Origin of the sequence: Pseudoclavibacter sp. RFBB5 (genome assembly GCF_002931555.1) — a bacterium.
Lineage (GTDB): Bacteria > Actinomycetota > Actinomycetes > Actinomycetales > Microbacteriaceae > Pseudoclavibacter.
Genome location: NZ_PSTZ01000005.1, coordinates 257898 through 279909, shown reverse-complemented (window position 1 = coordinate 279909; position 22012 = coordinate 257898). Strand labels below are relative to the sequence as shown.

Here is a 22012-nt window from a genome sequence, read left to right as displayed (position 1 = left end):
GCTACGCGGTCGCCGCGCTCGTTGGGACGGCGATCTGCTGCGAGATCTGGTCGATGATGCGGGCGGCGGATGCAGACGCGGCGGTGCCCCTCGACCCGCGGGCGCTCAGCACGAGACGGTGCGCGAAGACGGGACCGACGAGCTTTGCGACGTCGTCCGGCACGACGAAGTCGCGTCCGGCGACCGCCGCAGCCGCGCGCGAGGCGCGGACGAGGTGCAGAGTGGCGCGGGGGCTCACGCCGACGCGCACATCTGGATGCTCGCGCGTGGCCCTCGCGAGATCGACGATGTACTGCTTGATGGCGGGGGCCACGTAGATTCGCGAGGCCTGCTCGATCATGGTCGATACGTCGGTCGCGCTCAGCGAGGCGCGCACGCTGGCGAGGGGGTCGCTCGAGTCTCGGCGGTCGACCATCGCGAGCTCGTCGTCGCGCTCGGGGTAGCCCATCGACATCCGCGCCATGAAGCGGTCCCGCTGCGCCTCGGGGAGCGCGTACGTGCCTTCCATCTCCGAAGGGTTCTGCGTGGCGAACACCGTGAACGGCGCGGGGAGCTTGTGCGTGACGCCGTCGACCGTGACCTGGCCCTCCTCCATGCACTCCAGGAGCGCCGACTGGGTCTTCGGGGAGGCGCGGTTGATCTCATCGCCGATGACGACGTTCGCGAACACCGGGCCCTGCTGGAACTCGAAGCGGCGCTCGACCTGGTCGTAGATCGCGACACCCGTCACGTCCGACGGCAGGAGGTCAGGGGTGAACTGGATGCGGCTCACGCTCGAGTCCATCGCCGCCGCGAGCGTCTTCGCGAGCACCGTCTTGCCGACGCCGGGCACGTCCTCCACCAGCAGGTGACCACCGGCAAGGAGCACGACGACGGCGAGATGCACCTGCTCGTCTTTCCCCGAGATGACCGACGACACGCTCTCGCGGATCTGACGCGCGCCATCCTGCAGCGCAACGGCTGTGCTCGATGCGCGCTCGCGCCCAGTAGGCGCGGCTGACAGGGCCGTCGCCGCCGCGGTCTCCGCGCTGTTGCCGTGTTCCATGGCCACCTCCGAATTCAAGTGCCCATCATTCCACGCACCCCCGACAAGTTCGGCCAGAAGCTCGCCACTGTGCATGCAGTCGCGGCCTCACGGCTACGATCGCTCCGTGACACGCATCATCGCAGGAGCCGCCAGGGGCCACTCGCTCTCCGTTCCCAAGAGCGGCACTCGTCCGACGAGCGACCGCGTCCGGGAGGCGATGTTCTCGTCGCTCGAGTCGCTGCTCGATCTCGGCGGTGTCGCCGTGCTCGACCTGTACGCGGGTTCCGGGGCGCTGGCGTTCGAGGCGCTCAGCCGAGGCGCGTCCAGCGCCGTGCTCGTCGAGCAGTCCAAAGCGGCCACGGCCGTGCTGCGCGCCAACGCCGAGCTGCTCGCTCGCGTGACGCGTGAGCAGGGCCGCCGCACGGTGACGACGCGTGTCGCGCAGAGCGCCGTGTCGAGCTTCCTCCGCACTCCCCCTGCCCAGCGTTTCGAGCTCGTGTTCATCGACCCGCCATACGAACTCGGCGAGGCGGAGCTCGCGGAGGCGCTCGAGGCGCTGATGCCGCACCTGGCGCCCGAGGCGGTCGTCGTGATCGAACGCGGCTCGCGCTCCCCCGCCCCGACCGTTCCGCACAGCTTCGATCCGCTGCGCCGCAAAGCCTACGGCGAGACGATCGTGTACAGCTACGAGGCACTGCCCGTCGAGGAATCAGACGCCGAGAAGTCCCAGGCGTAGGGGTCCCAGCCCCGCGCATCCCTCGGCTCACCGTCGACGCGCACCGCCGAAGCGGCCCCGTCTGCGGCCGGATGCACCCGCCCGATCGCGCGGAACCCGTCCGGCAGCGTCGCCCAGGCCGGAAAGGCCGCCAGCAGCCCGTGGTCCTCGCCGCCGACCACGACGAGCTCCACGGCGCGCGCCCGCCGCTGGGTCTCGTCGAGCTCCGGCATCGCGGCGCGCAGCGCCGCGTCGACCGCTTCGATGTCGGAGCCGAGCACTGAGGTGTCGATCTCGAGCCGCACACCGCTGGCCCGGGCCAGCCTGGTCGCATCGAGGAGGAGGCCATCGGAGACATCCATCATCGCCGTCGCGCCGGCCTCCCTGGCCGCGAGCCCCAGCGAGGCGTCGATCGTGGGCGCGAGATGCCAGTCGACCACGGCCGCGACGGCGTCGCCGCGCGAGCGCAGGGCCGCGATGCCCTCGGCGAGCGCCTCGCCCCGCGCATCCCGGGCCAGGGCATAGAGCAGCGAGAGCCCCGCACCGCTGCGCCCGGCCGGGCCGCTGAGGGCCAGGACATCGCCGGCCGCCGCCCCGGACCGCGGCACCGGCTCTCCTCCGCCCAGGTCGCCGAACGCCGTGATCGCGATCACGAGCTGCCCGCTCGTCGAGAGGTCACCGCCGATGACGCCGCAGTCTGGAGCCATCTCGCGGAGGGCCTCGGCGAAGCCCTCGGCCAGCTCCTCGACCCAGGAGACCGCCGTCTCGCCGGGGAGCGCGAGCGCCACGGTGATCGCGGTCGGCGCGGCGCCCATGGCCGCGACGTCGGCGAGGTTCGAGGCACACGCCTTGCGGGCGAGGTCGCGAGCCGACGACCAGGCGAGACGGAAGTCCGGTCCCTCGATCATGAGGTCGGTCGTGATGACGACCCTCCCGTCGCCGGCCGCCAGGACGGCAGCGTCGTCACCGGCTCCGAGCACCCCGGCTCTGGCAGCGGGAACCCTGGCGAGAATGCGCCGCAGCAGCTCGGCTTCGCCGCATTCGCCGACCGTGAACACGGCAGCAGCGGGACGGCGGGACGCTTCATCGGAAAGGGCGGGCACCCGTTCACGATAGCCTGGGAGCAAATGCTTCGAACCTCTCGCTCCGCCTCTCGAATCGGCTCCGCCGTGGTCGCGACCGCCGCATCCATCGTGCTGCTGGCCGCCTGCAACAGCGCCAGCGTGCCCATGGAACCCGCGCCGGACGCGGCAGCGCCGGAGTGCGCGGAAGTCTCGGTCCGTCTCCCCTCCACCGTCGACGGGCTCGAGCTGCGGCTCACGAACGCGCAGGCCACCGGCGCGTGGGGCACCCCGGCCAGCGTGCTGCTGCGCTGCGGCGTGCCGACCCCGGGGCCGACCACCGACTACTGCCAGAACCTCAACGGCATCGACTGGGTGCTCGACGACAGTCAGGCCCCCACGTACCGCTTCACGAGCTACGGTCGCACGCCCGCCGTCGAGGTCATCCTCGACTCAGACGTCGTGTCCGGGACGGCCGTGCTCATCGACCTCGAGGATGCGGTCGAGAAGCTGCCGAAGACGGGCGCCTGCGTGGGCGCCGACGACGTGCTCGGCTCCCAGTAGCGGCCCACCAGGTCGCTTCCGGGTGCTCTCCCCCAGGGCCGCCCGAGCCCCGCCGCTAGCGCGTGAGGCGCGCCTCGCGGGCCGCGGCGTGCGCGCTCGCCACCTCGATGAGCTCGGTGATGAGCTCCGGGTAGCTCATGCCGCTCGCCTGCCAGCACTTCGGGAACATGGAGATGGGCGTGAAACCGGGCATCGTGTTGATCTCGTTGACGACGAAGCCCTCGTCGGTGAGGAAGAAGTCGACGCGCGCGAGACCGGACGCGCCGAGCGCCTCGAAGGCGCGGACGCCGAGCTCCGCCATCTCCTCGAGCAGCTCGTCGCTCAGATCGGCGGGGCAGCGCAACTCGACACCTGAGTCGTCGAGGTACTTCGCCTCGAAGTCGTAGAACTCCGCCTTCGTCATGACGATCTCGCCGGCGACGGACGCGCGCGCACGCTCCCCTGGACGCGACTCGAGCACGGCGATCTCGACCTCTCGGCCGGCGACTGCCGCCTCGACGAGCACGTGGTCGTCCTCAGCGAGGGCTGTGGCCATGGCGCCGGCGAACTCCTCGAGCGCAGCGACCTTGCTCACTCCGACGCTCGAGCCGGCGCGGGCCGGCTTGATGAACACCGGAAGCCCGAGCTGGTCGATGACCTCAGCCGCCAGCGACTCACCCTGGGTGTCCCACTGATGCTGCGTGATCGTGACGCCGGCCGCGACCTGCAGGCCGGCATCCCGCAGCACGATCTTCGTGTAGTGCTTGTCCATGCCGACGCTCGCGGCGAGCACCGACGACCCCACGAAGGGCAGACCGACGAGCTCGAGCATGCCCTGCACGGTTCCGTCCTCTCCGAACGGGCCGTGCAGGATCGGGAAGACGAGGTCGACCTCGCCGAGCGACGTGCGCTCCGTGAGCTCGGCACCGGCTTCGGCACCCAGGGCGTCACCCTCGACTCGGGAGACGGTCACCTCGCGGTGCTTCGCGGAGTCCGGCAGGTGGATGCGCGTGCCGTTGTCGACGACCTCGGGCAGGTTCTCGGGGTCGAGCGCGAACTTGTCCGCGTCGTCGTCCTCCAGCACCCAGGCGCCATCCCGCGTGATGCCGATCGGCAGGACACGGTACTTGTCGCGGTCGATCGCGCCGAGGACACCGCTCGCCGTGGCGCACGAGATCGCGTGCTCGCTCGATCGGCCGCCGAAGACGATGGCGATGAGGGGCCGCGAGTCTGCGACTGCGGTGGCGTTCGGCTGAGCGGTCGACATGAGGGTTCCTTCCACGAGCGACTCTTCGCTCACCGCATCAAGGGTACGGGGTCGCCAGGCTGGGACCGGGCGCTACTCGCCGCTCGGTCCGTCGTCGGTCGCGAGGTGCGGTGCCAGGTCGGCGGGGCTCATGCGGCCGTGGAGGACGTCGTCGATCTGCGTCGCGATGGGCATGTCGACACCGTGGCGCTCGGCGAGCTCGAGGATCGCGCCGACCGACCGAAGCCCTTCGGCCGTCTGCTGCATCTGCGCGACGACGTCGTCGTAGACGTAGCCCTGCCCCAGGAGCCTGCCGGCCGTGAAGTTCCGCGAGAGCGGGGATTCGCAGGTCGCGATGAGGTCGCCGAGCCCGGCCAATCCGATCATGGTCGACGCCTGGGCGCCCATGGCGACGGCGAAGTCGGAGATCTCGGCGAGGCCGCGCGTCATGACCGACGCCTTGGTGTTCTCGCCGTAGCCGACGCCGTCGACGATGCCGACGGCGATCGCGATGAGGTTCTTGAGGACCCCGCCGAACTCGGTGCCGACCACGTCGACGTTCACGAACGACTTCAGGTAGCCGTTGCGGGCGAGTTTCGCGACGCTCACGGCCGTCGCCTCGCTATCCGACGCGACGACGATGGCGGTCGGCTGCTCCTTCGCGATCTCGAGCGCGATGTTGGGCCCGCTGGCGACCGCGATGCGCTCGGCCGGGAGGTCCAGGACGCCTGTGAGCACCTGGCTCATGCGGAGGCCGCTCGAGCGCTCGACGCCCTTCATGAGGCTCACGACGACCGCGTCGTCGTCGATGAGGGTGGCGAGCTGCCCGGCGAGCTCGCGCGCTGTCTGCGCGGGCACCGACACGAAGACGAAGTGCTGCCCTCGAACCGCCTCGACGAGGTCCGGCGTCGCGCGCAGGTTCCTCGGCAGGTCGATGCCGGGCAGGTAGCCCGTGTTGCGGTGCGACTCGTTGATCTCGTTCGCGACCTCAGGACGGCGAGCCCAGATGGTCACCTCGTGCCCCGCGTCCGCGAGCACCTTCGCGAACGTGGTGCCCCAGCTGCCGCTGCCGAGCACGACGGCGCGCTGCACGGAGCTCACGCCCCGCTCCCCGATTCCCGAGAGGTGGTGCCCCGGTCCTGCGGGAACCGGCCGTGCTCCGTCTGCCCGTGCTTGGCCGGGTCGTAGAGCTCGGTCGGAGCCTTCTCACCGCGGATGCCCTCGAGCAGTCCCGTGATGTCGTGCATGATGAGCTCAGTCGCGCCCTTCATGGCGCTCGCGCTGTGCATGCGCCCACTGAACTCGGCGAGGCTGACGGGCTCGCCGACGTGCACCGTGATGGTCTTGCGCCATCCCAGCGTGAGCTTCTTGGAGTAGCGGGGCAGGATGTGCTGCGCGCCCCAGATCGCCGTCGGGTAGACCGGGATGTCGGCACTCAGCGCAACTCGGGCGGCTCCGTTCTTGCCGCGCATGGGCCACAGCTCGGGCTCGCGGGTTAGCGTGCCCTCCGGGTAGATGATGACGCCCTGGCCGAGGCGTGCGAGCTGCTGCGCGGATGCGATGGCAGCCTGGTTGGCGCCGCGGACGTCACGCGAGACGGGGATCTGCCCGCTCTTGCGGAGGATCCAGCCGAGCCCCTTCACCCGGAAGAGCCGGTCGGCCGCCATGAAGCGCGGCGCGCGGCCGAGCTTCCAGACGGCCATCCCCATGATGAGCGGGTCGATCTCGCTGGTGTGGTTCGGGGCGACGATGAACGCGCCGTCGACCGGCAGCTCGCCCTTGATCTCCCACCGCATGATCGGCCAGCTCAACGGGAAGGCGATCGCCGCCAGGAACCAGAAGATCGACGGCCTGCTCTTCTCCGGCGAGACGCGCTTCCCCGCAGATCCCCGCTTCGCAGCGGTCACTCCTACGCCTCTACCGTGAAGTCAGCTCCGAGGGTCTCGAGCTTCGCGATGAAGTTCTCGTAGCCGCGCGCGATGATGCCGACGTTGGAGACACGCGAGGTGCCCTCCGCTGCGAGCGCCGCGATGAGGTGGCTGAAACCGCCGCGCAGGTCGGGGACCTCGATGTCGGCTGCCTTGAGCTTCGTCGGGCCGGAGATGACGGCGGAGTGCTGGAAGTTGCGCTGTCCGAAGCGGCACTCCTGGCTGCCGAGGCACTCGCGGTGCAGCTGGATGTCGCTGCCCATCTCGACGAGCGCGTCGACGAAGCCGAAGCGCTGCTCGTACACGGTCTCGTGCACGATCGAGACGCCGTGCGCCTGTGTCAGCGCGACGACGAGCGGCTGCTGCCAGTCGGTCATGAAGCCGGGGTGCACGTCCGTCTCGATGACGACGGGGCGCAGCTCACCGCCGGGGTGGTAGAAGCGGATGCCGTCGTCGTGGATCTCGAACGCTCCACCGGCCTTGCGGAAGACGTTGAGGAACGTGAGCATCTCGGGCTGCTTGGCGCCGCCGACGTAGATGTCGCCCTTCGTGACGAGCGCCGCGGAGGCCCAGCTGGCTGCCTCGTTGCGGTCGAAGAGCGCCTTGTGGCTGTAGCCGCCGAGGCGTTCGACGCCCTCGATGCGGATGACGCGGTCTGCGTCGACCGAGATGATGGCGCCCATCTTCTGCAGGATGTTGATGAGGTCCATGATCTCGGGCTCGATGGCCGCGTTGCGCAGCTCCGTGCGCCCGTTGGCGCGCACGGCCGTGAGGAGGACCTGCTCGGTGGCGCCGACGGACGGGTACGGGAGCGTGACCTTCGCGCCGTGCAGGCCTTCTGGCGCGCTCATCCGGATGCCGCTCGGCAGCTTCTCGATGACGGCGCCGAAGTTGCGGAGCACCTCGAGGTGGAAGTCGATCGGGCGGTCGCCGATGCGGCAGCCGCCGAGGTCGGGGATGAACGCCTCGCCGAGGCGGTGCAGGAGCGGGCCGCAGAAGAGGATCGGGATGCGGCTGGAGCCGGCGTGCGCGTTGATCTCGGCCATGTGGGCCGTCTCGACGTTCGTCGGGTCGAGGCGCAGGTCGCCAGACACCTCGTTGCGGTCGATCTTCACGCCGTGGAGGGTGAGGAGGCCGGCGACGACGCGGACGTCGGAGATGTCCGGCACGTCGCGGAGCACGCTGACGTCCTCGCCGAGGAGGGCCGCGACCATGGCCTTGGTCACGAGGTTCTTCGCGCCACGGACCTCGATGCGACCGGCGAGCGGGCGTCCGCCGTTGAAGACGATGGTGTCGCCGGTCAGGCCGACTGATGCGCCGGCGCGAGCCGAGTCGTTGGTGATCGTGTTCACTGAGTTGCACTCCCTGCGGTGGTGGACCTGCGGATCGGAAGAGTCCGCGGACGCCACGCCTCTCGGCGTGACTCAAAGGTGGAGATCGCGTGTTCGTCACGCAACGTCAACGAGATGTCGTCGAGGCCCTCGAGCAGACGCCATCTCGTGTAGTCGTCGATCTCGAACATCGCCGTCATGTCTCCGACAGTAACGGTGTTCGTGGTGAGGTCAACGACCGCAGCCGCACCCGGGTCCGCTTCCGCGGCATCCCAGAGCTGTTCTACGAGGTGCTCCTCCAGCGTGGCGACAAGCAGCCCTTGCTTGCCGGCGTTGCCGAGGAAGATGTCTCCGAAGCGGGAGCCGATGACGGCTCGGAAGCCGTAATCCTTGAGCGCCCAGACGGCGTGCTCTCGGGATGACCCGGTGCCGAAGTCGGGTCCAACGAGCAGGATGCGGGGGGTCTCCTGGTATTCGGGTCGGTTGAGGACGAAGTCGGGGTCTTGCCGCCACCCGTTGAAGAGCGCGTCTTCGTAGCCCGTCTTGGTGACGCGCTTGAGGTAGACCGCCGGGAGGATCTGGTCGGTGTCGACGTTGGAGCGGCGAAGCGGGACGGCGGCGCCTTCGATGCGGGTGATCTTCTCCATCAGACGGTCACCTCCTGTGGCTGCTGCGCGCTGCCCGGGGTCGCGGATGCGGCGGGCGGGTCGAGATCGGACGGACTGGAGAGCGTACCGCGAACCGCCGTCGCGGCGGCCACGAGGGGCGACACGAGATGCGTCCGCCCGCCCTTGCCCTGACGACCTTCGAAGTTGCGGTTGGAGGTGGAGGCGCAGCGCTGGCCAGGTTCGAGCTGGTCGGGGTTCATGCCGAGGCACATCGAGCAGCCCGCGAAGCGCCACTCCGCGCCGAAGTCGGTGATGATCCTGTCGAGGCCCTCGGCTTCCGCCTCGAGGCGCACTCGCGCGGAACCGGGGACGACCATGACGCGCACGCCCTCTGCCTTCTGGCGTCCCGCGATCACCGAGGTGAAGGCGCGGAGGTCTTCGATGCGGCTGTTCGTGCACGAGCCCATGAAGACGACGTCGACGGGGATGCTCTTCAGCGGGCGGCCCGCTTCGAGCGCCATGTACTCGAGGGCACGCTCGGCCGCCTGCCGGTCGTTGGGGTCGGCGAACTCGGACGGCTCTGGGACGACGCCGCTGAGGGAGACGCCCTGGCCGGGGTTGGTGCCCCAGGTGACGAACGGCTCGAGGGTGTCGGCGTCGATGGAGACCTCAGCGTCGAAGACGGCGCCGTCGTCGCTTCGCAGCGTTCTCCAGTAGTCGAGTGCCGCGTCCCAGTCTTCGCCCACGGGGGCGTGATCGCGGCCTTCGAGATACGCGAAGGTCTTCTCGTCCGGTGCGACCATGCCCGCGCGCGCTCCGGCCTCGATCGACATGTTGCAGATCGTCATGCGCCCCTCCATGGAGAGGGCCTCGATGGCGGAGCCACGGTACTCGAGCACGTAGCCTGCGCCGCCGCCCGTGCCGATCTTGGCGATGACGGCGAGGATGACGTCCTTCGCCGTGACACCTTCCCTGAGGGTTCCGTCGACGTTGATGGCCATCGTCTTGAACGGCTTGATGGCGAGCGTCTGCGTGGCGAGCACGTGCTCGACCTCGCTGGTGCCGATGCCGAACGCGATGGCGCCGAAGGCACCGTGGGTCGAGGTGTGCGAGTCGCCGCAGACCACGGTGATGCCGGGCTGCGTGAGGCCGAGCTGCGGTCCGACGACGTGCACGATGCCCTGCTCGGCGTCGCCGAGCGGGTGGAGGCGGATGCCGAACTCCTCGGCGTTGCGGCGCAGCGTCTCGATCTGCGTGCGGCTCGTGGTGTCGGTGATGCGGTTCAGGATGTCGACCGTCGGCGTGTTGTGGTCTTCCGTCGCGATCGTGAGGTCGGGGCGGCGCACGGGGCGGCCGGCGACGCGCAGGCCGTCGAATGCCTGTGGGCTGGTGACCTCGTGCATGATGTGCAGGTCGATGTAGATGAGGTCCGGTGAGCCGTCCTCGCCCTTGGCGACGAGGTGGTCTTCCCACACCTTCTGCGCCAGGGTCTTCGGCTGCGCCGTTGGAGGTGCGCCGTGTGCGTTGCTGCGTTCCGTCTTCATGCTGCTTGTGTCTCCTCGCATCTGGTCAGGCGCCTTGAACACCGCGACGGGATGCACCTGCGAAGTCAGGCCCCGTCGCGGCAGCAAAGGAGGAGCAGACCGGCAGACATGCGGACCATGCTAACACTGCGCCGTTTTCCGGTTTTCGGGCTTCGGGCGTCGGCGTTCGGAGGGTGAGTCGCGGCGGCGAGACCATGCGGCTCCTGACGGGACGAGGCTGAACGCGTCGCTCAGCTGCGGCGGATCGACAGTCGGTATTCGCCGAGCTGCACGACGTCGCCGGAGCGGAGTTCCGCTGGGACTCCAGGCTCAACCGCGAGGGCGCCGTGCGCATTCCCGCCAGGGAAGAGGGCGACGCCGTTGGTCGAGTTCAGGTCGTCGACGTACAGGCGATCTCCGTCGGCCCAGAACCTGGCGTGGGTCTTCGACATGGTCTGTGTGATGTCGGCGACCGCGGAGACCGAGGCGTCTGGGAAGCGTTCCTGCGAGGGGTTGCGCCCGATCACCACCGGACCGTAGATGGGGAGGCTGACGCCGTCGGAGAGCACGATCACCCATTCTGGGAGCGGCTGCTCGGCCTGCACGCCTGGCTCTTGCGGGTTCGGCTGTCGGGCGTCGATCTCCGTGGTGGTCGACGGGCCCTGGAACGGCGCTGCGGGCTGCGCACGATCGACCGGGGCGAACGGCGGTGCGAGCGGCGACTCGAGCGGCGCGCTGGTGACCTGCGCTGCCGCGCCGAACTGCGGCGCCGCCGGAGGGAGGCTCTGCACAGCCGGAGGGAGGCCCTGCGCAGCCGGAGGGAGGCCCTGCGCGGCTGGCTGCGGCGTGAGCCTGGGCCGTGGGGCAGGGAGGGGCGGCAGCGGGTAGTCGTCGTCGAGCTCGGCGCGGAGCCAGTCGTCGGCCGAGCCTTCCGTCGAGCTTCCGCCGCGTGCTGATTGCTCCGACCGAGCTACCCGGTCGGGCTCGTCTGCCGTTTCAGACATGCTCGCCCCCTGGCCGATCATTCCCGGCGGTACCTCGATGAACCCCGAACGTTCCACGTCGCCATGATACGGCTCGCGGGCGGCGCCGGAACGCAAATCGTCCTCGGAGGCGGCGCCAGAAGCCGACAGTCTTGCGCGCCTCGGCGACGGAGGCATCCGCATCCGCCCAGAGGAGCGCGAGCTGCTCATCCGTCGGCAGCTCGTCGCCGAACACAGCCTGGTCGCTCCGGTCGGCGATGGAGGCGAGCGATGGATGCACTGCCGCGGCCGTCTGCACCCGGGTGCTTCGTGGCGGCACTGCGTAGCCGAGCTCGGCGAATCGGTCGATGCTGTCGCTCCACGCCCCGGCCGCCCGGAGGTGCGGGGGCCCCTCGTGCTGTCGTTTCCTGCGTCGTCGCCGTTTGAGGATCCCGATCACGAGCAGCGGCACGAAGAACAGCGCGAGCGGAACGGCGAGCGATACGCCGAGGGTGAGGATCCAGCCGGGGAGGGTCTCCTCGTCGTCAGGCTCTTCCTCCTGTCGACGCTCGTCGGCACTCGTCAGCAGCTCGTCCGGCTTCTCCTGGGTCTGCGGCGGCTGACGCACCTGCGCCTTGGGCTTCGACTGGGGGTCGGTCGTCGTGTTGACGGGCACGTCGGTGCGCTCCGGTGTGGGGTCGAACGCGACCCATCCGAAGCGCTCGAATGGGACCTCGACCCAGGCGGTGACGTCGGAACCGCGGACTTCCGTGGTGCCGTCGCTCGTGACCTGCTCTGGCGCGTAGCCCATGACGACACGTGCCGGGAAGCCGAGCTGGCGGGCCATGATCGCCATGGCTGACGCGTACTGCTCCTCGTCGCCGACGAGGTAGCGGAGCTCGAAGAGCTCCTGCATGCGGTCGAGCCCGTGCCCGGCACGGGAGGGCACGGTGTCGCTGGCGGTGCCGTGGCTGAAGTATCCCTCGGCCATGAGCGCGTTCTCGATGGCCTTCAGCTGCAGGTAGGGCGACGTCTCGCCCGCGACGTAGCTCTGCAGCCGCTCGACGAGCGCGGTTGGCGCGGCGGGCATCTCCGGGTAGGCGAGGTCGACGACGTCCGCGTTGTCGAGCTGCCCTTCGATCGGGAGGTCCTGCACGAGTGCGGCGATCTCGTAGGTGTCGCCTTCTCGGAGCCCCGAGGTGACGAGGCCCCCGCTGGCACGAGCGTTGAAGCGGAAGTCCCCGCTGCGCTCTGGCAGGCTGCCGCCGGTGAGGTTCACGTCCGTCGGGACGCCGATGCTTGGCAGCCAGATGTCGGAGTAGTCGCGGATGGTGACGTCGAGATGCCGTTGGGACGACGCGGTCACGAAGGGGTTGCTCGGCACGACTCGCCCCGAGAGGGTGTAGCTGCCGGCTGCTTCGAGGGACTGCTGGGGGTCGGCGATCTGCCAGGACTTGCCCGAGTAGCTCTCGAGCGTCGCGAGGCGGATGCGGTCTCCACCCTGGAGTCCGGTCGCGTCGAAGAGCACGGCGTCTGGGTTCAGCTTGGAGTACTCGCGGAAGCCGGCGAGCGGGCTCGTGTGCGAGAGGGGGTCGAACGGCGGCGTGATCTGCTCGCGTGCGACGACCCGCTGGTCTGCGACGGTCGCCGCGGCGACGAAGCCACCGGCGGTCGTGAGCAGGGCGGCGACGAGGACGAGCACACCGGTGCCGAGCGCGCGGGAACGGAAGAGCGCGCGCCTGGCGTCCTTCGAGGCGACGTTGCCGAAGCCTCGGCGCCAGCTGAGCCAGACGAGGGCGACGGCGGCGAAGACTCCGCCGCGCAGCACGCCGGCGACGCTGTCGTCTGTTCCGATGAAGATCGCGCTGGCGAGAACGGCGAGGGGGCCGAGCAGCGCGACGCTCGGCGGCCAGACCGCGCGGGGCCGTGCGGGTGCGACCCAGAGGAGCAGCATCATCGACACGAGGGAGCAGGCGGCGGCGACGAAGTAGGGCAGCGCCGCCAGATGGCCGGGCTCGAGCAGCGGGGTCGAGAGGGTCACGGCGTCGCGCCACGCGAACACGGGGGCGCGGGCGAGGTCGGCGAGCGTCGCGAGGGTGGGCAGCACCCCGCCGAGGTCGGTCTGGGGCAGCGCGAACGCGGTTCCGAAGAGGAAGTAGCTGGCGATCGCCACGAGGAGCGTGTTGACGCGGGTGAGGCCCAGGCGGGCCCCGATGAGGGAGGAGCCGATGCCGACGATCAGTCCGCCGGCAACGGCCAGCAGGAACCAGCCGCTGCCGTAGGCGGGCGCGAACCCGAGGGATGCGACCATCGTGAGCACCGCGATGACACCCGCGTCGACGAGGGAACGGGCCCCTATGAGGGACGAGGTCGCTGTCTCCTGCGGTGCCCGGGTGGCTCGGTCGCGCCGGGGTGAGGACGTCTCCCGGGGTCCGCCGCCTGTCTGCCCCTTGGTCGCCGCGGTCATGTGCGCACCCGCGTCTCGCGCACCAGGCGCGGCAGGTCGTCGAGATCAGGCACCGTGCACACGACGGTCTCGCGGAGGCGCGTGCGGCTGGCGGGGTGTCCGATGGCGCAGCGGAAGACGACGAGGGTCACGTCGGCGGTGAAGACGGACTGCAGCTGCCCGAGCTGCGCGTCGGTCGTGGCGCTGCCGCAGACGAGGAAGACGATGCTGGCCTGCGGAAGCCGTCGGACGCTGAGGGCGACGAAGTCGCGCAGCGATGAGGCTGCCGTCGCGTGGGGCTGCAGCCTGCTGGTGCCGTCGAGCATCGATGAGACGGCGCGCGTCGGCAGCCGCCCGCTCTGGGTCATGGCGCTGAGGGCGACCCCTGAGCGGATGAGTTCTTGCGCGAGGGAGGCGAGCACCTCGACACCGAGCTCGAACTCCTCCTCGGACGCGTAGGCGGACGCCTCGAGTGTCTGCAGCACGTTGGCCTGCGAGCGACGGGTCTCCTGGAACTGACGGACCATGAGCAGGCCGGTCCGCGCGCTGGTGCGCCAGTGGATGTTCCTGCGGTCGTCACCGGGCTCGTAGGGGCGGAGGGCGTGGAAGGCGAGGTCGTCGTCGGTGATGCGCTCGCCGGTGACACCTTCGAGGTCGCGAAGGAGGCCCGCCACCTGGGCGGTGATGCGCACGGTCCTGGGGTGCACGAACAGCTCGAGCACGCCCGTCCATCTCGTGGCCCGCTCGAGCAGGCCGATGGGGTCGCCCCGCAGCGAACGGGCAGGACCTGCTTCGATGACGGCGCGGCGCGTGGTGGGCACGGCGAAGAGGTCCTCGTGCGTCTCGTCCGGCCCCAGCTGGGGCACGCTGAACTCGGCGGTCGCGTGACCGACCGGGAGGGCGAGGCGGGTCGGGAGGACGCGGCGCTCGCCGAGGTTGGTGACCTGCAGCCGGCCGAGCGCGCGGTCGCCGACGCGAACGCGCCGCGGCTCGAGGTCGACCTGCACGCCGAAGCTCTCGCGTCCGATGGTGAAAGGCACCGCGGCGGCGAACACGCCGACGAGCACTCCCCCGATTCCGATGAGCTCGAGCCACCCGAACACCGTCCCGACGACGAGCAGCAGGACGCCGGAGACGAGCACGACCCAGCCGAGCGGCGTGACGCACCTGATGGCGTCGCCGATCGTGAGCCGGTCGCGGTCCGCGATGTCGGCGTCGGTGGATTCGTGCGCGTCGGTCACTACGCGGCTCGGTGCTGGGGTGGGTCGACCTCGAGGAGGCACCGGTCGATGACCTGGTCTGGCGTGGTGCCCGAGAACTCGGCTTCCGGGTCGAGGATGAGCCGGTGTGCGAGCACGGGGTGCGCGAGGGTGCGCACATCGTCGGGAATGACGTAGCGGCGGCCGTGCGCGAGGGCCCAGGCCTTCACGGCGCGGGCGAGCGCAAGCGCGCCGCGGACGGAGACGCCGACGAGCACGTCTCGGTCGGCGCGCGTGGCGGTGACGATCTCCGAGACGTAGGCCATGATCGACTCGTCGACGTGCACGTCGGCGGCGAGCTGCTGCATGACGACGACGTTCTCGGCGTGGAGGATGGCGGGCACGCTGTCGGCTCGCTGCCGGTTTCCCGCATCCATGAGCAGGCGCACGGTGCTCTCGTGGTCGGGATAGCCGAGGGAGGTCTTCATGAGGAAGCGGTCGAGCTGCGCTTCCGGCAGCTTGTAGGTGCCGGCCTGCTCGACGGGGTTCTGGGTCGCGATGACGAGGAACGGCGACGGCACGGGATGCGGCGTTCCGTCGACGGTGACCCGCCCCTCCTCCATGACCTCGAGCAGCGCGGACTGCGTCTTCGGCGAGGCGCGGTTGATCTCGTCGGCGAGCACGATGGAGGCGAAGATGGGGCCGGGGTGGAACTCGAAGTCGCGCTTCACCTGATCGAAGATCGTGACGCCGGTGACGTCGGAGGGCAGCAGGTCTGGCGTGAACTGCACGCGGCTGTTGGTGCCATCGATCGTCTTGGCGAGGGCCTTCGCGAGCACCGTCTTGCCGGTGCCTGGCACGTCCTCGAGGAGGAGGTGCCCCTGACTGAAGAGGGTCGTGAGGGTGAGCTCGACGACGTGCCGCTTGCCGACGACCGCCTGCTCGATGTTGGCGGTCAGTCGCTCGAAGGCGTCCTGGAACCAGGCGGCCTGCTCTTCGGTCACGGTCATAGGGGCTCCTCCTGCTGGCGACGCCGCTGCGCGCCGGTTCTGGTCATTGTCTGCTCGGCCACCGACATTCGGGCTACCACTTCTCGAGCACGTCGCTCTTGACGACGAAGACGCCGTCCTGGAAGATCTCCACCCAGTACCCGCCGAGGCTGCCCTTGCATTCCGGGACGACGACGCCGCCCTCCGCCTTGAGTGCGGTGCCGCTTACGTTCGACTGCTCTCCGACCGACTTGTCGGCGCCCTGCTTGCCGTTGCTGTAGCACTTGACCGTGTAGGAGTCGACATCCGAGAAGTCCTCGCCCTTGATGATGAAGCTCTTCACCTCATCCGGTTGTCCGGGCACGGCCTTGCCGCCCGTGACCGCGACCTTGTAGAGCGGCGTGTAGCGCAGGTTGCCGATGGCGGGGTTCGCGGAGGTGGCCGTTCCGGCGGTGTTCTTCGCGGTGACGACGACGCGGACAGGGGTCGATCCGTACTTCGGCACGGTGATGCCGGTGATGTCGAGACTGAGTTGGGTCGGGGGGACGCTGGTGACCGCTGGGGTGGCCGTGCCGATCTGCACGCTCACGTCGTAGCCGGTGAGCCCGCCCCCGTCGCTGCTGGGCGCGGACCACTCGGCGGTGAGCGTGCCGGTCGTCTCGCCCGGAGCGGTCAGGCGGTCAGGGACGCTCACCGACTGGGGCGCCGTCGGCAGGTTGATCGGCTTGTCGGTTCCAGAGGGCTCCGAGGGGTTTCCGATTCCGAGCGCGTTCGTCGCGCGCACCGTGGCCGAGTACTGGACGCCGACCTTGAGCCCGTCCTCGCCCGTGAACGTGACGCTGAACACCGACCCATCGACGTTGCGCACGATGGGGCTGTTTCCCCCGGTGAGCGTCACCTCGTATCCGGTGATCTCGGAGCCGTTGGAGATGGCGCTCGACCAGCCCACGACGAGCGTGCCGAGCGAGCTGCCCTTCTCGAGCGTCACCGACGTGGGGATGCCTGGCACGTCCTGCACCTCGACGGTTGCCAGGCCGGTCGTCTCGCGGAGGGGGTCGCCGGTCTGGTCGCCGATGCGGTAGCTGACCGTGATGGTGCCGATGAAGTTCGTGGCCGGGACGATCCGCAGCTGCCCGTCCACGATTGACACGGCAGCCTTCTCGGCACCGCCAGACACGTCGCTCGCGGCGAGGAGCTCGAGGGGCGACTCGGGGAACGGGTTGAAGTCGTTTGCGGTGACGTTCATGGTGACGGGCTCGTTGCGTCGGGCGAGCTGCTCGTCCGGCACGGCGCGCGGCAGCGGCTTCGAGGTCGAGACGACCGTTACGGTGACGGTGCCCGTCTGCACGAACTCGCGGAACGTGTACGTGACCGTGTACTTCGCGACCGTGCCGACCTTCGCGGTGACGCCGGCCCCGACCTTGACGGTGCTGCCGTCGAGGGACGCCGTGAGGTCTCCCGCTCCGCCCGTGAGCTTCGAGAACTGCACCTGGGGCACGACGTCCTTGTTGGGGTGCCCCGTGGCGGTGCTCAGGTCGAAGCTCTGCTCCGTGCCCTGCTCGATGGTGAGCTGCGGGGCGACGAATGTGGGGGCCACGTCGAAGAAGTCGGGGTCGCCGACGGCGATCGGCACCCGGATGGTCGCGATGCCGGCGTTCGGGTCGTTGTCGCCGTCCGCATCCGACACCTGGAAGGTGATGGATGCGGGCCCGCGGAACCCTGGCTTCGGCGTGAACCTGAGCTCGGTGTCGCTCTGCACGATGGGGCTGCCGTCTGCCTGCTCGGCCCACGCCTCCTCCGGGTTGATGATCACGACGCGGTTGCCGGAGGGCGCCCGGACGAGGTCGTTGACGTTCCACGAGATCGACTCGCCGACCTTGACCTTCTGCGCGGGGAGGTCGGGGATGAGGAACGGCGACTGCCGCTTCGACTCCTCGGTGATGAGGGCGGGGACCATGAGGAATCCGGCCGCCGTGAGCCCTGTGTCCGCTGCTGTCAGCCGGTAGACGATGATCTGCCTGACGTCGCTGAGCGTCACCGTCACGCGTCCGTCCTCTTCGACCTGCGCCGCCCCGGCCCCGGCCCCCACGAGGTCGACGGCGAGCTCGCTCACCCGCCCGCCTGGGTTCGTCGCGCCGTCGCGCACGTTGACGCTCAGCGTCTCCGCGCCGGCGAAGTCGTCGAGACGGACGACGTGGTCGGTCGCGGTCGGCGGGAGGGTCGGGGCATCCGCGCTGATCGTGATGTGGATGAACGCGGCGTCCTGACCTCCCTGGCCGTTGGTGATCGTGTAGGGCACGGAGACGAACTCGCCGTCGCCCGGGACCGTGACGATGACGGAGTCGCCGTCGACCTCGGCGTCGAGGCTCGCGTCGACCCCGACGAGCTCCGGAACGAGCTCGAGCGGGTAGCCGTTCGGGTCGGAGTCGTTCTGCAGCGCGGGGACCGCGATGCGCGAGCCGGGCTTGGCGCGCACGGTGTCATCGACGGCGACTGGTGGCGCCGTGGCGGTGGGGCGGGCGACGACGCCCACCTTGATGGTGCCCTCGGCTCGCTGGCCGTAGCCGTCGACGACCTCGTAGCGCAGCACGTCCGTTCCGGAGGCGCCCGCGAAGGCCTCGTAGATGAAGGAGGTCTGCGTGACTTCCCGCACCGAGCCGAGCTTGGGGACGTCGACGAGCTGCGTGAGCTCGACGGAGTCGCCGTCCGGGTCGATGCCGTTCAGGGGCACCTCGATGCGCACGCTGGCGCCCTCGAAGACCCTGGCGGTGTCGGTGCCTGGCTCCGGCGGCCGGTTGCTCGACTCGTCTGGGGCCGTCACCTGGAAGGTGAGGTTCGCGCCGGCCTGCTCGCCGTGCTCGTCGACGACGGTGTACCCGAGCGAGTAGGTGCCCGGCTCGCTCGGCGCCTGGAGGCGGACGTCGTCGCCGGAGACGAACGTGTAGCCGTCGCCGACCTGCACGTTGTTGAGCTCCGGCGCGAGCGACATCTGCGCCTCGTCCGGGTGCGAGTCGTTCTCGAGCACGGAGACGCTCGTGTAGTCGCCGGCCCGCACCCGCCTGGTGTCGTCGACGGCGACGGGGGGCTCGTGTGTGACGGCTGGCTCGACCGGGACGACGACGATGTAGCCGACGGACGTCGACGCCCCGTCGGTGATCGTGTACGGCAGCTCGATGGCCTGCTGGATCGCCGCCTGCGAGGAGAGGCGGACGATCGTGTTGTCGATGAGTTCGACGGCGAGTCCCGCGATCCGCGCCTCATCCGTCGTCTCGACGCTCTGCACGGAGAGCACACCCGTGCCCGTCGACACGTCGTTGCCCAGCACGTCGACGGCGTTCGACTGGCCAGGGCGCAGGTAGGCGAGGTCGCGGACGGCGGTCACCTGCGTGGGCTCCGCCGCGGCGTCCTCGACGTCGAAGCGGATGATCCCGACCGAGGTGGCGGCCCCGGCCGTGACGGTGTACTGCACGTAGGCGGTCATCGCGGTCTCGGAGGTGAAGGTCACCGTGCCGAGGTCGGGGTTGAAGCTGGCCCCTCCGGTCGCCGTGCCGAGCTCCGCGATCTCGACGAGGCCGAGGGCCTGCCCGTTCGGCGAGAGGTCGTTGACGAGCGGCTGCGCGGTCACGGTCTCGCCGAGCACGCCCCTCGCGTAGTCGGGCGTCCCGATCGGGCCGAGTGTGCCTGGCGCCTCGACGCGGATGCGCAGCTCGCCGGCGGCCTGCGAGGAGCCGTCCGAGACGAGATAGGGCACGACGCGCTCCCCCAGCTCCGCACTGGCCGCCGTGAAGGTGATGCGGCCGTCTGGTGTGAAGCCGATGGCGTCGCCGACCGGTGCCGTCGCCCCCTGCAGGAAGATGGGGTCGCCGTCCGGGTCGATCCAGTCGGGGATGACGTTGTAGGAGATCTTCTGGCCGGCCTCGACGGCGACCGTGCTGGTCCTGTTCGTCGTGGGCGCCTGGTTCTCGGCATCCGCGGGCTGGATCCGGATCGTGAGCCGCGCCTCGGCGACGCCGCCCTGTCTGCCGTCGGTCGCCGTGTAGGTGAGCGTCTGCTCGCCGGAGGCCCCGTCTGCGGCACGGAACTGGAGGGCGCGCCCGTCGTCGATGAGGCGCAGCTCGCCGAAGGACTCCGGCACGTCCCCCGCGAGTCCGGTGATCGTGAGGATGTCGCCGTCGACATCCGAGTCGTTGTCGAGCACCGTCAGATACCCCGTGGATCCGGCGCGCACGCCGAAGACGTCATCCACCAGGTCTGGTGGCGTGTTCACCTCGCCCCGCTCGGCGAGTGTCGCCTCGAACGACTCCTCGGTCGCCTCGTTCTCCCCCTCGACGCCGTCGGCGTCCTCGGGCGGCACGAGCTCGTTCCAGTTCTCGACGAGCCGCATGTTCTCCTGCGGCAGCCACACCTGGCCCGTCGCGACGTCGTTGAGGGCGACGACGTTGCGGTTGACCCGGAAGAGGATCTCGCCGAGCGGCGGCGTCGACATCGACTGGATGCGCGGCTCGCCGCCACCGCACGCGACCATCGTCGTGGCGGTCTGCGCCCACGCCGCGTGCGTGCATCCGCCGACCACCGCGGGACGCGCGGTGCCCTCCGGCGTGGCCAGAGAGCCGTCGATGCCGGCGGGCACGCTGACCGGGTCGCCGCCGTCCAGGGGCACACGAAGGGCTCCGTCGACGGTCGCGAACACGATCTCGGGGGCCGCCGCGCCTGGCAGCTGCACGCGGAGCGCCGTCTCAGGAACCGGCCTGGCCTCGCCGTCGACCAGCAGCGAGCCAGCCTCGCGGTCGAAGACCACCGGCTGCTCCCCGACAGCGGTCAGCTCGTACTCGCCGGGGGAACCCGCGAGGGGTTCCCAGCTCTGCTCGGCGCCGAGGCCCTCCATGCGCAGGATCTGCTGCTTCTCGGGCGAGACCGCGAGCACCGTGCCGAGCGGCGTGACGACGACCTGCGCGTGGGCGCCGAGCTCCGCGACCGGCTCCGCGGTCGCCGCGTCGAAGGCGAGCGGCTGGGCGGCATCGATGAGCCATAGCCTGCCGGTTGCCGGGTCGAGGAGCGCGATCACACCGCCCCCATACGAGCTGCGACTGCCGGCAGGCGTCAGGATGCTCTCCCGCAGGTCGGTGAGCGCCGGGTCGACCCGTCCGAGGGAGCCGCTCGTCTGGTCATGCAGGAACACGGTGTCACCGTCCTGCAGGATGCCCACGTCTGCGGTGACGAGGCTCACGCTCGCGTCGAGCTCCTGGATCTGCGCGTTCAGGCGCCCCGCCCGGAGGTCCTGGCTGTTCGAGACCCAGACGTCGCTGCTCTCCACCTCGATCTCGGCGGCCGCGAACCCCTCGTGGAGGAGCGCGAACAGCAGGGGGGTTCCCACGAGGAGGGCGAGGACGAGCGTCATCGCCAGCTGGCGGCGGCCCCTCGGCCTCGGCGCTGTTCGGCGCATGCTTCCCCACCCCCAGCAGAGATCCTCAGCGCCTCACGCAAGGCGCACCGGACATCATTGTGCACGAGGAGCGGACGCGGGCGCGACCGCGCGGGCTCCCCTCCTCCTCGGGAGTCGGCGATGCTCCTCGGAACTCGGCGAGGCTGCCGGGCGCTCGGCGGGACTCTCCCGGACGACTCTGGCGGCTGCCAGGCGGTGTCAGCGGCGGTCGAGGATGTCGAGGTCCTCCGGAGTCACGAGACGCGTCGAGATGGCGTACTCGACGAGGCGGGCGCGGCGGTTGGACGCGAGCTTGCTGCGCCCGCCCCGCAGTCCAGAGACGCCGAACTTGTCGAGCTTGTCGCACACGTTGTCGAGCTTCCGGTTGAAGGTCGGGAGCGTCCAGCCGAGGCGAGCGGCCGCATCCGCCGAGCTCGGGATGACGCCGCGCCCCGGAACGGAGTTGCGCAGGACGTCCTCCGCCAGCGCGAGGATCAGCTCGCGCTGCGTCTCGGTGAGGTGGATGACGGCCTGCGTCGTGTTGCCGGATGGGGACATGTTGACGTGGGACGTGTTGTAGAAGTCCGACGCCGAGTGGATGGCGAAGTCGTACGTCGTGGAGCCGGCCGTGAACATGACCTGCATGTGCTGGAAGACGACCGGCAGCTTCGCGCCGGGCGACAGCCAGGACTGCACCTGGCCCGAGTCGTCGGTGACCGTGGCCGAGAGCACGGAGCCCACGTTGGAGAGCCACCACATGCCGAACTCGGCCTGGAGCACGAGGAACTGTCGGTGCAGGTACGGGTTCTCGTCGATGACGAGGTCCGCGTCGCGGCCGATCGTGAACGGCGCCGCCGGGTCCAGTTCGTACCATTCCCCCACGAATTCGACGCGCAGCGGTCCGAGTGGCGGCACCTCGCTGACGACTCGCTCGTCGCTGTCGGAGATCTCGACGGCCTCTTCCGGGATCTCGCTCGCGTCGACCGCAGAGGTGTACTTGCTTTCACTCATG

The 22012-nt window shown here is 70.0% G+C and carries 16 protein-coding genes; 2 read left to right on the top strand and 14 right to left on the bottom strand.

Annotation, left to right across the window (positions count from 1 at the left end; translation table 11 throughout):
* Position 1: 1 nt before the first annotated feature.
* Entirely contained in the window at positions 2-1045 is a 1044-nt protein-coding gene (locus C5B97_RS06320) for a MoxR family ATPase (protein ID WP_104311263.1), read from the bottom strand.
* Positions 1046-1151: 106 nt separating this feature from the next.
* On the opposite strand from C5B97_RS06320, the gene rsmD reads away from it, so the two are divergent.
* On the top strand, positions 1152-1763 hold the full coding sequence (rsmD, locus tag C5B97_RS06315; RefSeq protein WP_104311329.1) for a 16S rRNA (guanine(966)-N(2))-methyltransferase RsmD: 612 nt from the start codon (positions 1152-1154) through the stop codon (positions 1761-1763).
* On the opposite strand, the gene thiL is transcribed toward rsmD, so the two are convergent.
* The gene (gene thiL, locus C5B97_RS06310) at positions 1712-2845 is read right to left on the bottom strand and encodes a thiamine-phosphate kinase (protein WP_104311262.1); all 1134 of its coding nucleotides are present in this window, start codon (positions 2843-2845) and stop codon (positions 1712-1714) included. The two genes, rsmD and thiL, sit on opposite strands and share 52 nt — an antisense overlap.
* 24 nt (positions 2846-2869) lie before the next feature.
* Between thiL and C5B97_RS06305 the strand changes: the two genes are divergently transcribed.
* The gene (locus C5B97_RS06305; RefSeq protein WP_104311261.1) at positions 2870-3367 is read left to right on the top strand and encodes a DUF3515 family protein; all 498 of its coding nucleotides are present in this window, start codon (positions 2870-2872) and stop codon (positions 3365-3367) included.
* 55 nt (positions 3368-3422) lie between these two features.
* On the opposite strand, the gene C5B97_RS06300 is transcribed toward C5B97_RS06305, so the two are convergent.
* The 12 genes from C5B97_RS06300 to C5B97_RS06245 all read right to left on the bottom strand — a co-directional run bounded on the left by C5B97_RS06300 (position 3423) and on the right by C5B97_RS06245 (position 22011).
* The gene (locus tag C5B97_RS06300) at positions 3423-4613 is read right to left on the bottom strand and encodes a D-alanine--D-alanine ligase family protein (RefSeq protein WP_104311328.1); all 1191 of its coding nucleotides are present in this window, start codon (positions 4611-4613) and stop codon (positions 3423-3425) included.
* 72 nt (positions 4614-4685) lie between these two features.
* A complete protein-coding gene (locus tag C5B97_RS06295) occupies positions 4686-5693 on the bottom strand; it encodes an NAD(P)H-dependent glycerol-3-phosphate dehydrogenase (protein ID WP_258068025.1) in 1008 nt (335 codons plus the stop codon).
* Entirely contained in the window at positions 5690-6499 is an 810-nt protein-coding gene (locus C5B97_RS06290; protein WP_258068023.1) for a 1-acyl-sn-glycerol-3-phosphate acyltransferase, read from the bottom strand. Before C5B97_RS06290 ends, C5B97_RS06295 begins: the two co-directional genes overlap by 4 nt.
* Positions 6500-6501: 2 nt before the next feature.
* Positions 6502-7872 (bottom strand): UDP-N-acetylglucosamine 1-carboxyvinyltransferase, encoded by a 1371-nt coding sequence (murA, locus tag C5B97_RS06285; RefSeq protein ID WP_104252457.1) that lies wholly within the window; start codon positions 7870-7872, stop codon positions 6502-6504.
* Positions 7869-8498 (bottom strand): 3-isopropylmalate dehydratase small subunit, encoded by a 630-nt coding sequence (gene leuD / locus C5B97_RS06280; RefSeq protein WP_104311260.1) that lies wholly within the window; start codon positions 8496-8498, stop codon positions 7869-7871. Before leuD ends, murA begins: the two co-directional genes overlap by 4 nt.
* Positions 8498-10003, bottom strand: coding sequence for a 3-isopropylmalate dehydratase large subunit (gene leuC / locus C5B97_RS06275; RefSeq protein WP_104311259.1), 1506 nt, complete (start codon positions 10001-10003; stop codon positions 8498-8500). Before leuC ends, leuD begins: the two co-directional genes overlap by 1 nt.
* A gap of 230 nt (positions 10004-10233) precedes the next feature.
* Positions 10234-10986 (bottom strand): FHA domain-containing protein, encoded by a 753-nt coding sequence (locus C5B97_RS06270; RefSeq protein ID WP_181026927.1) that lies wholly within the window; start codon positions 10984-10986, stop codon positions 10234-10236.
* Positions 10979-13411: a transglutaminase domain-containing protein gene (locus tag C5B97_RS06265; protein ID WP_104311257.1), complete on the bottom strand. Its 2433-nt coding sequence runs from the start codon at positions 13409-13411 to the stop codon at positions 10979-10981. The genes C5B97_RS06270 and C5B97_RS06265 overlap by 8 nt, the downstream gene beginning before the upstream one ends.
* A complete protein-coding gene (locus C5B97_RS06260) occupies positions 13408-14631 on the bottom strand; it encodes a DUF58 domain-containing protein (RefSeq protein WP_181026926.1) in 1224 nt (407 codons plus the stop codon). The genes C5B97_RS06265 and C5B97_RS06260 overlap by 4 nt, the downstream gene beginning before the upstream one ends.
* On the bottom strand, positions 14631-15599 hold the full coding sequence (locus C5B97_RS06255; protein ID WP_181026925.1) for a MoxR family ATPase: 969 nt from the start codon (positions 15597-15599) through the stop codon (positions 14631-14633). The genes C5B97_RS06260 and C5B97_RS06255 overlap by 1 nt, the downstream gene beginning before the upstream one ends.
* Before the next feature lie 73 nt (positions 15600-15672).
* Entirely contained in the window at positions 15673-21021 is a 5349-nt protein-coding gene (locus tag C5B97_RS06250) for an Ig-like domain-containing protein (protein WP_146080747.1), read from the bottom strand.
* Between the two features lie 198 nt (positions 21022-21219).
* Complete coding sequence (locus C5B97_RS06245; protein WP_249312502.1) at positions 21220-22011, bottom strand: hypothetical protein; 792 nt, start codon at positions 22009-22011, stop codon at positions 21220-21222.
* Between the last annotated feature and the right edge of the window lies 1 nt (position 22012).

Excerpts from the sequence above, each read along its gene's own strand:
- C5B97_RS06320 (WP_104311263.1), bottom strand. The coding sequence starts at position 1,045 with ATGGAACACGGCAACAGCGCGGAGACCGCGGCGGCGACGGCCCTGTCA.
- C5B97_RS06305 (WP_104311261.1), top strand. The coding sequence starts at position 2,870 with ATGCTTCGAACCTCTCGCTCCGCCTCTCGAATCGGCTCCGCCGTGGTC.
- C5B97_RS06300 (WP_104311328.1), bottom strand. The coding sequence starts at position 4,613 with ATGTCGACCGCTCAGCCGAACGCCACCGCAGTCGCAGACTCGCGGCCC.
- leuD (WP_104311260.1), bottom strand. The coding sequence starts at position 8,498 with ATGGAGAAGATCACCCGCATCGAAGGCGCCGCCGTCCCGCTTCGCCGC.
- leuC (WP_104311259.1), bottom strand. The coding sequence starts at position 10,003 with ATGAAGACGGAACGCAGCAACGCACACGGCGCACCTCCAACGGCGCAG.
- C5B97_RS06270 (WP_181026927.1), bottom strand. The coding sequence starts at position 10,986 with ATGTCTGAAACGGCAGACGAGCCCGACCGGGTAGCTCGGTCGGAGCAA.
- C5B97_RS06265 (WP_104311257.1), bottom strand. The coding sequence starts at position 13,411 with ATGACCGCGGCGACCAAGGGGCAGACAGGCGGCGGACCCCGGGAGACG.
- C5B97_RS06255 (WP_181026925.1), bottom strand. The coding sequence starts at position 15,599 with ATGACCGTGACCGAAGAGCAGGCCGCCTGGTTCCAGGACGCCTTCGAG.
- C5B97_RS06250 (WP_146080747.1), bottom strand. The coding sequence starts at position 21,021 with ATGCGCCGAACAGCGCCGAGGCCGAGGGGCCGCCGCCAGCTGGCGATG.
- C5B97_RS06245 (WP_249312502.1), bottom strand. The coding sequence starts at position 22,011 with ATGAGTGAAAGCAAGTACACCTCTGCGGTCGACGCGAGCGAGATCCCG.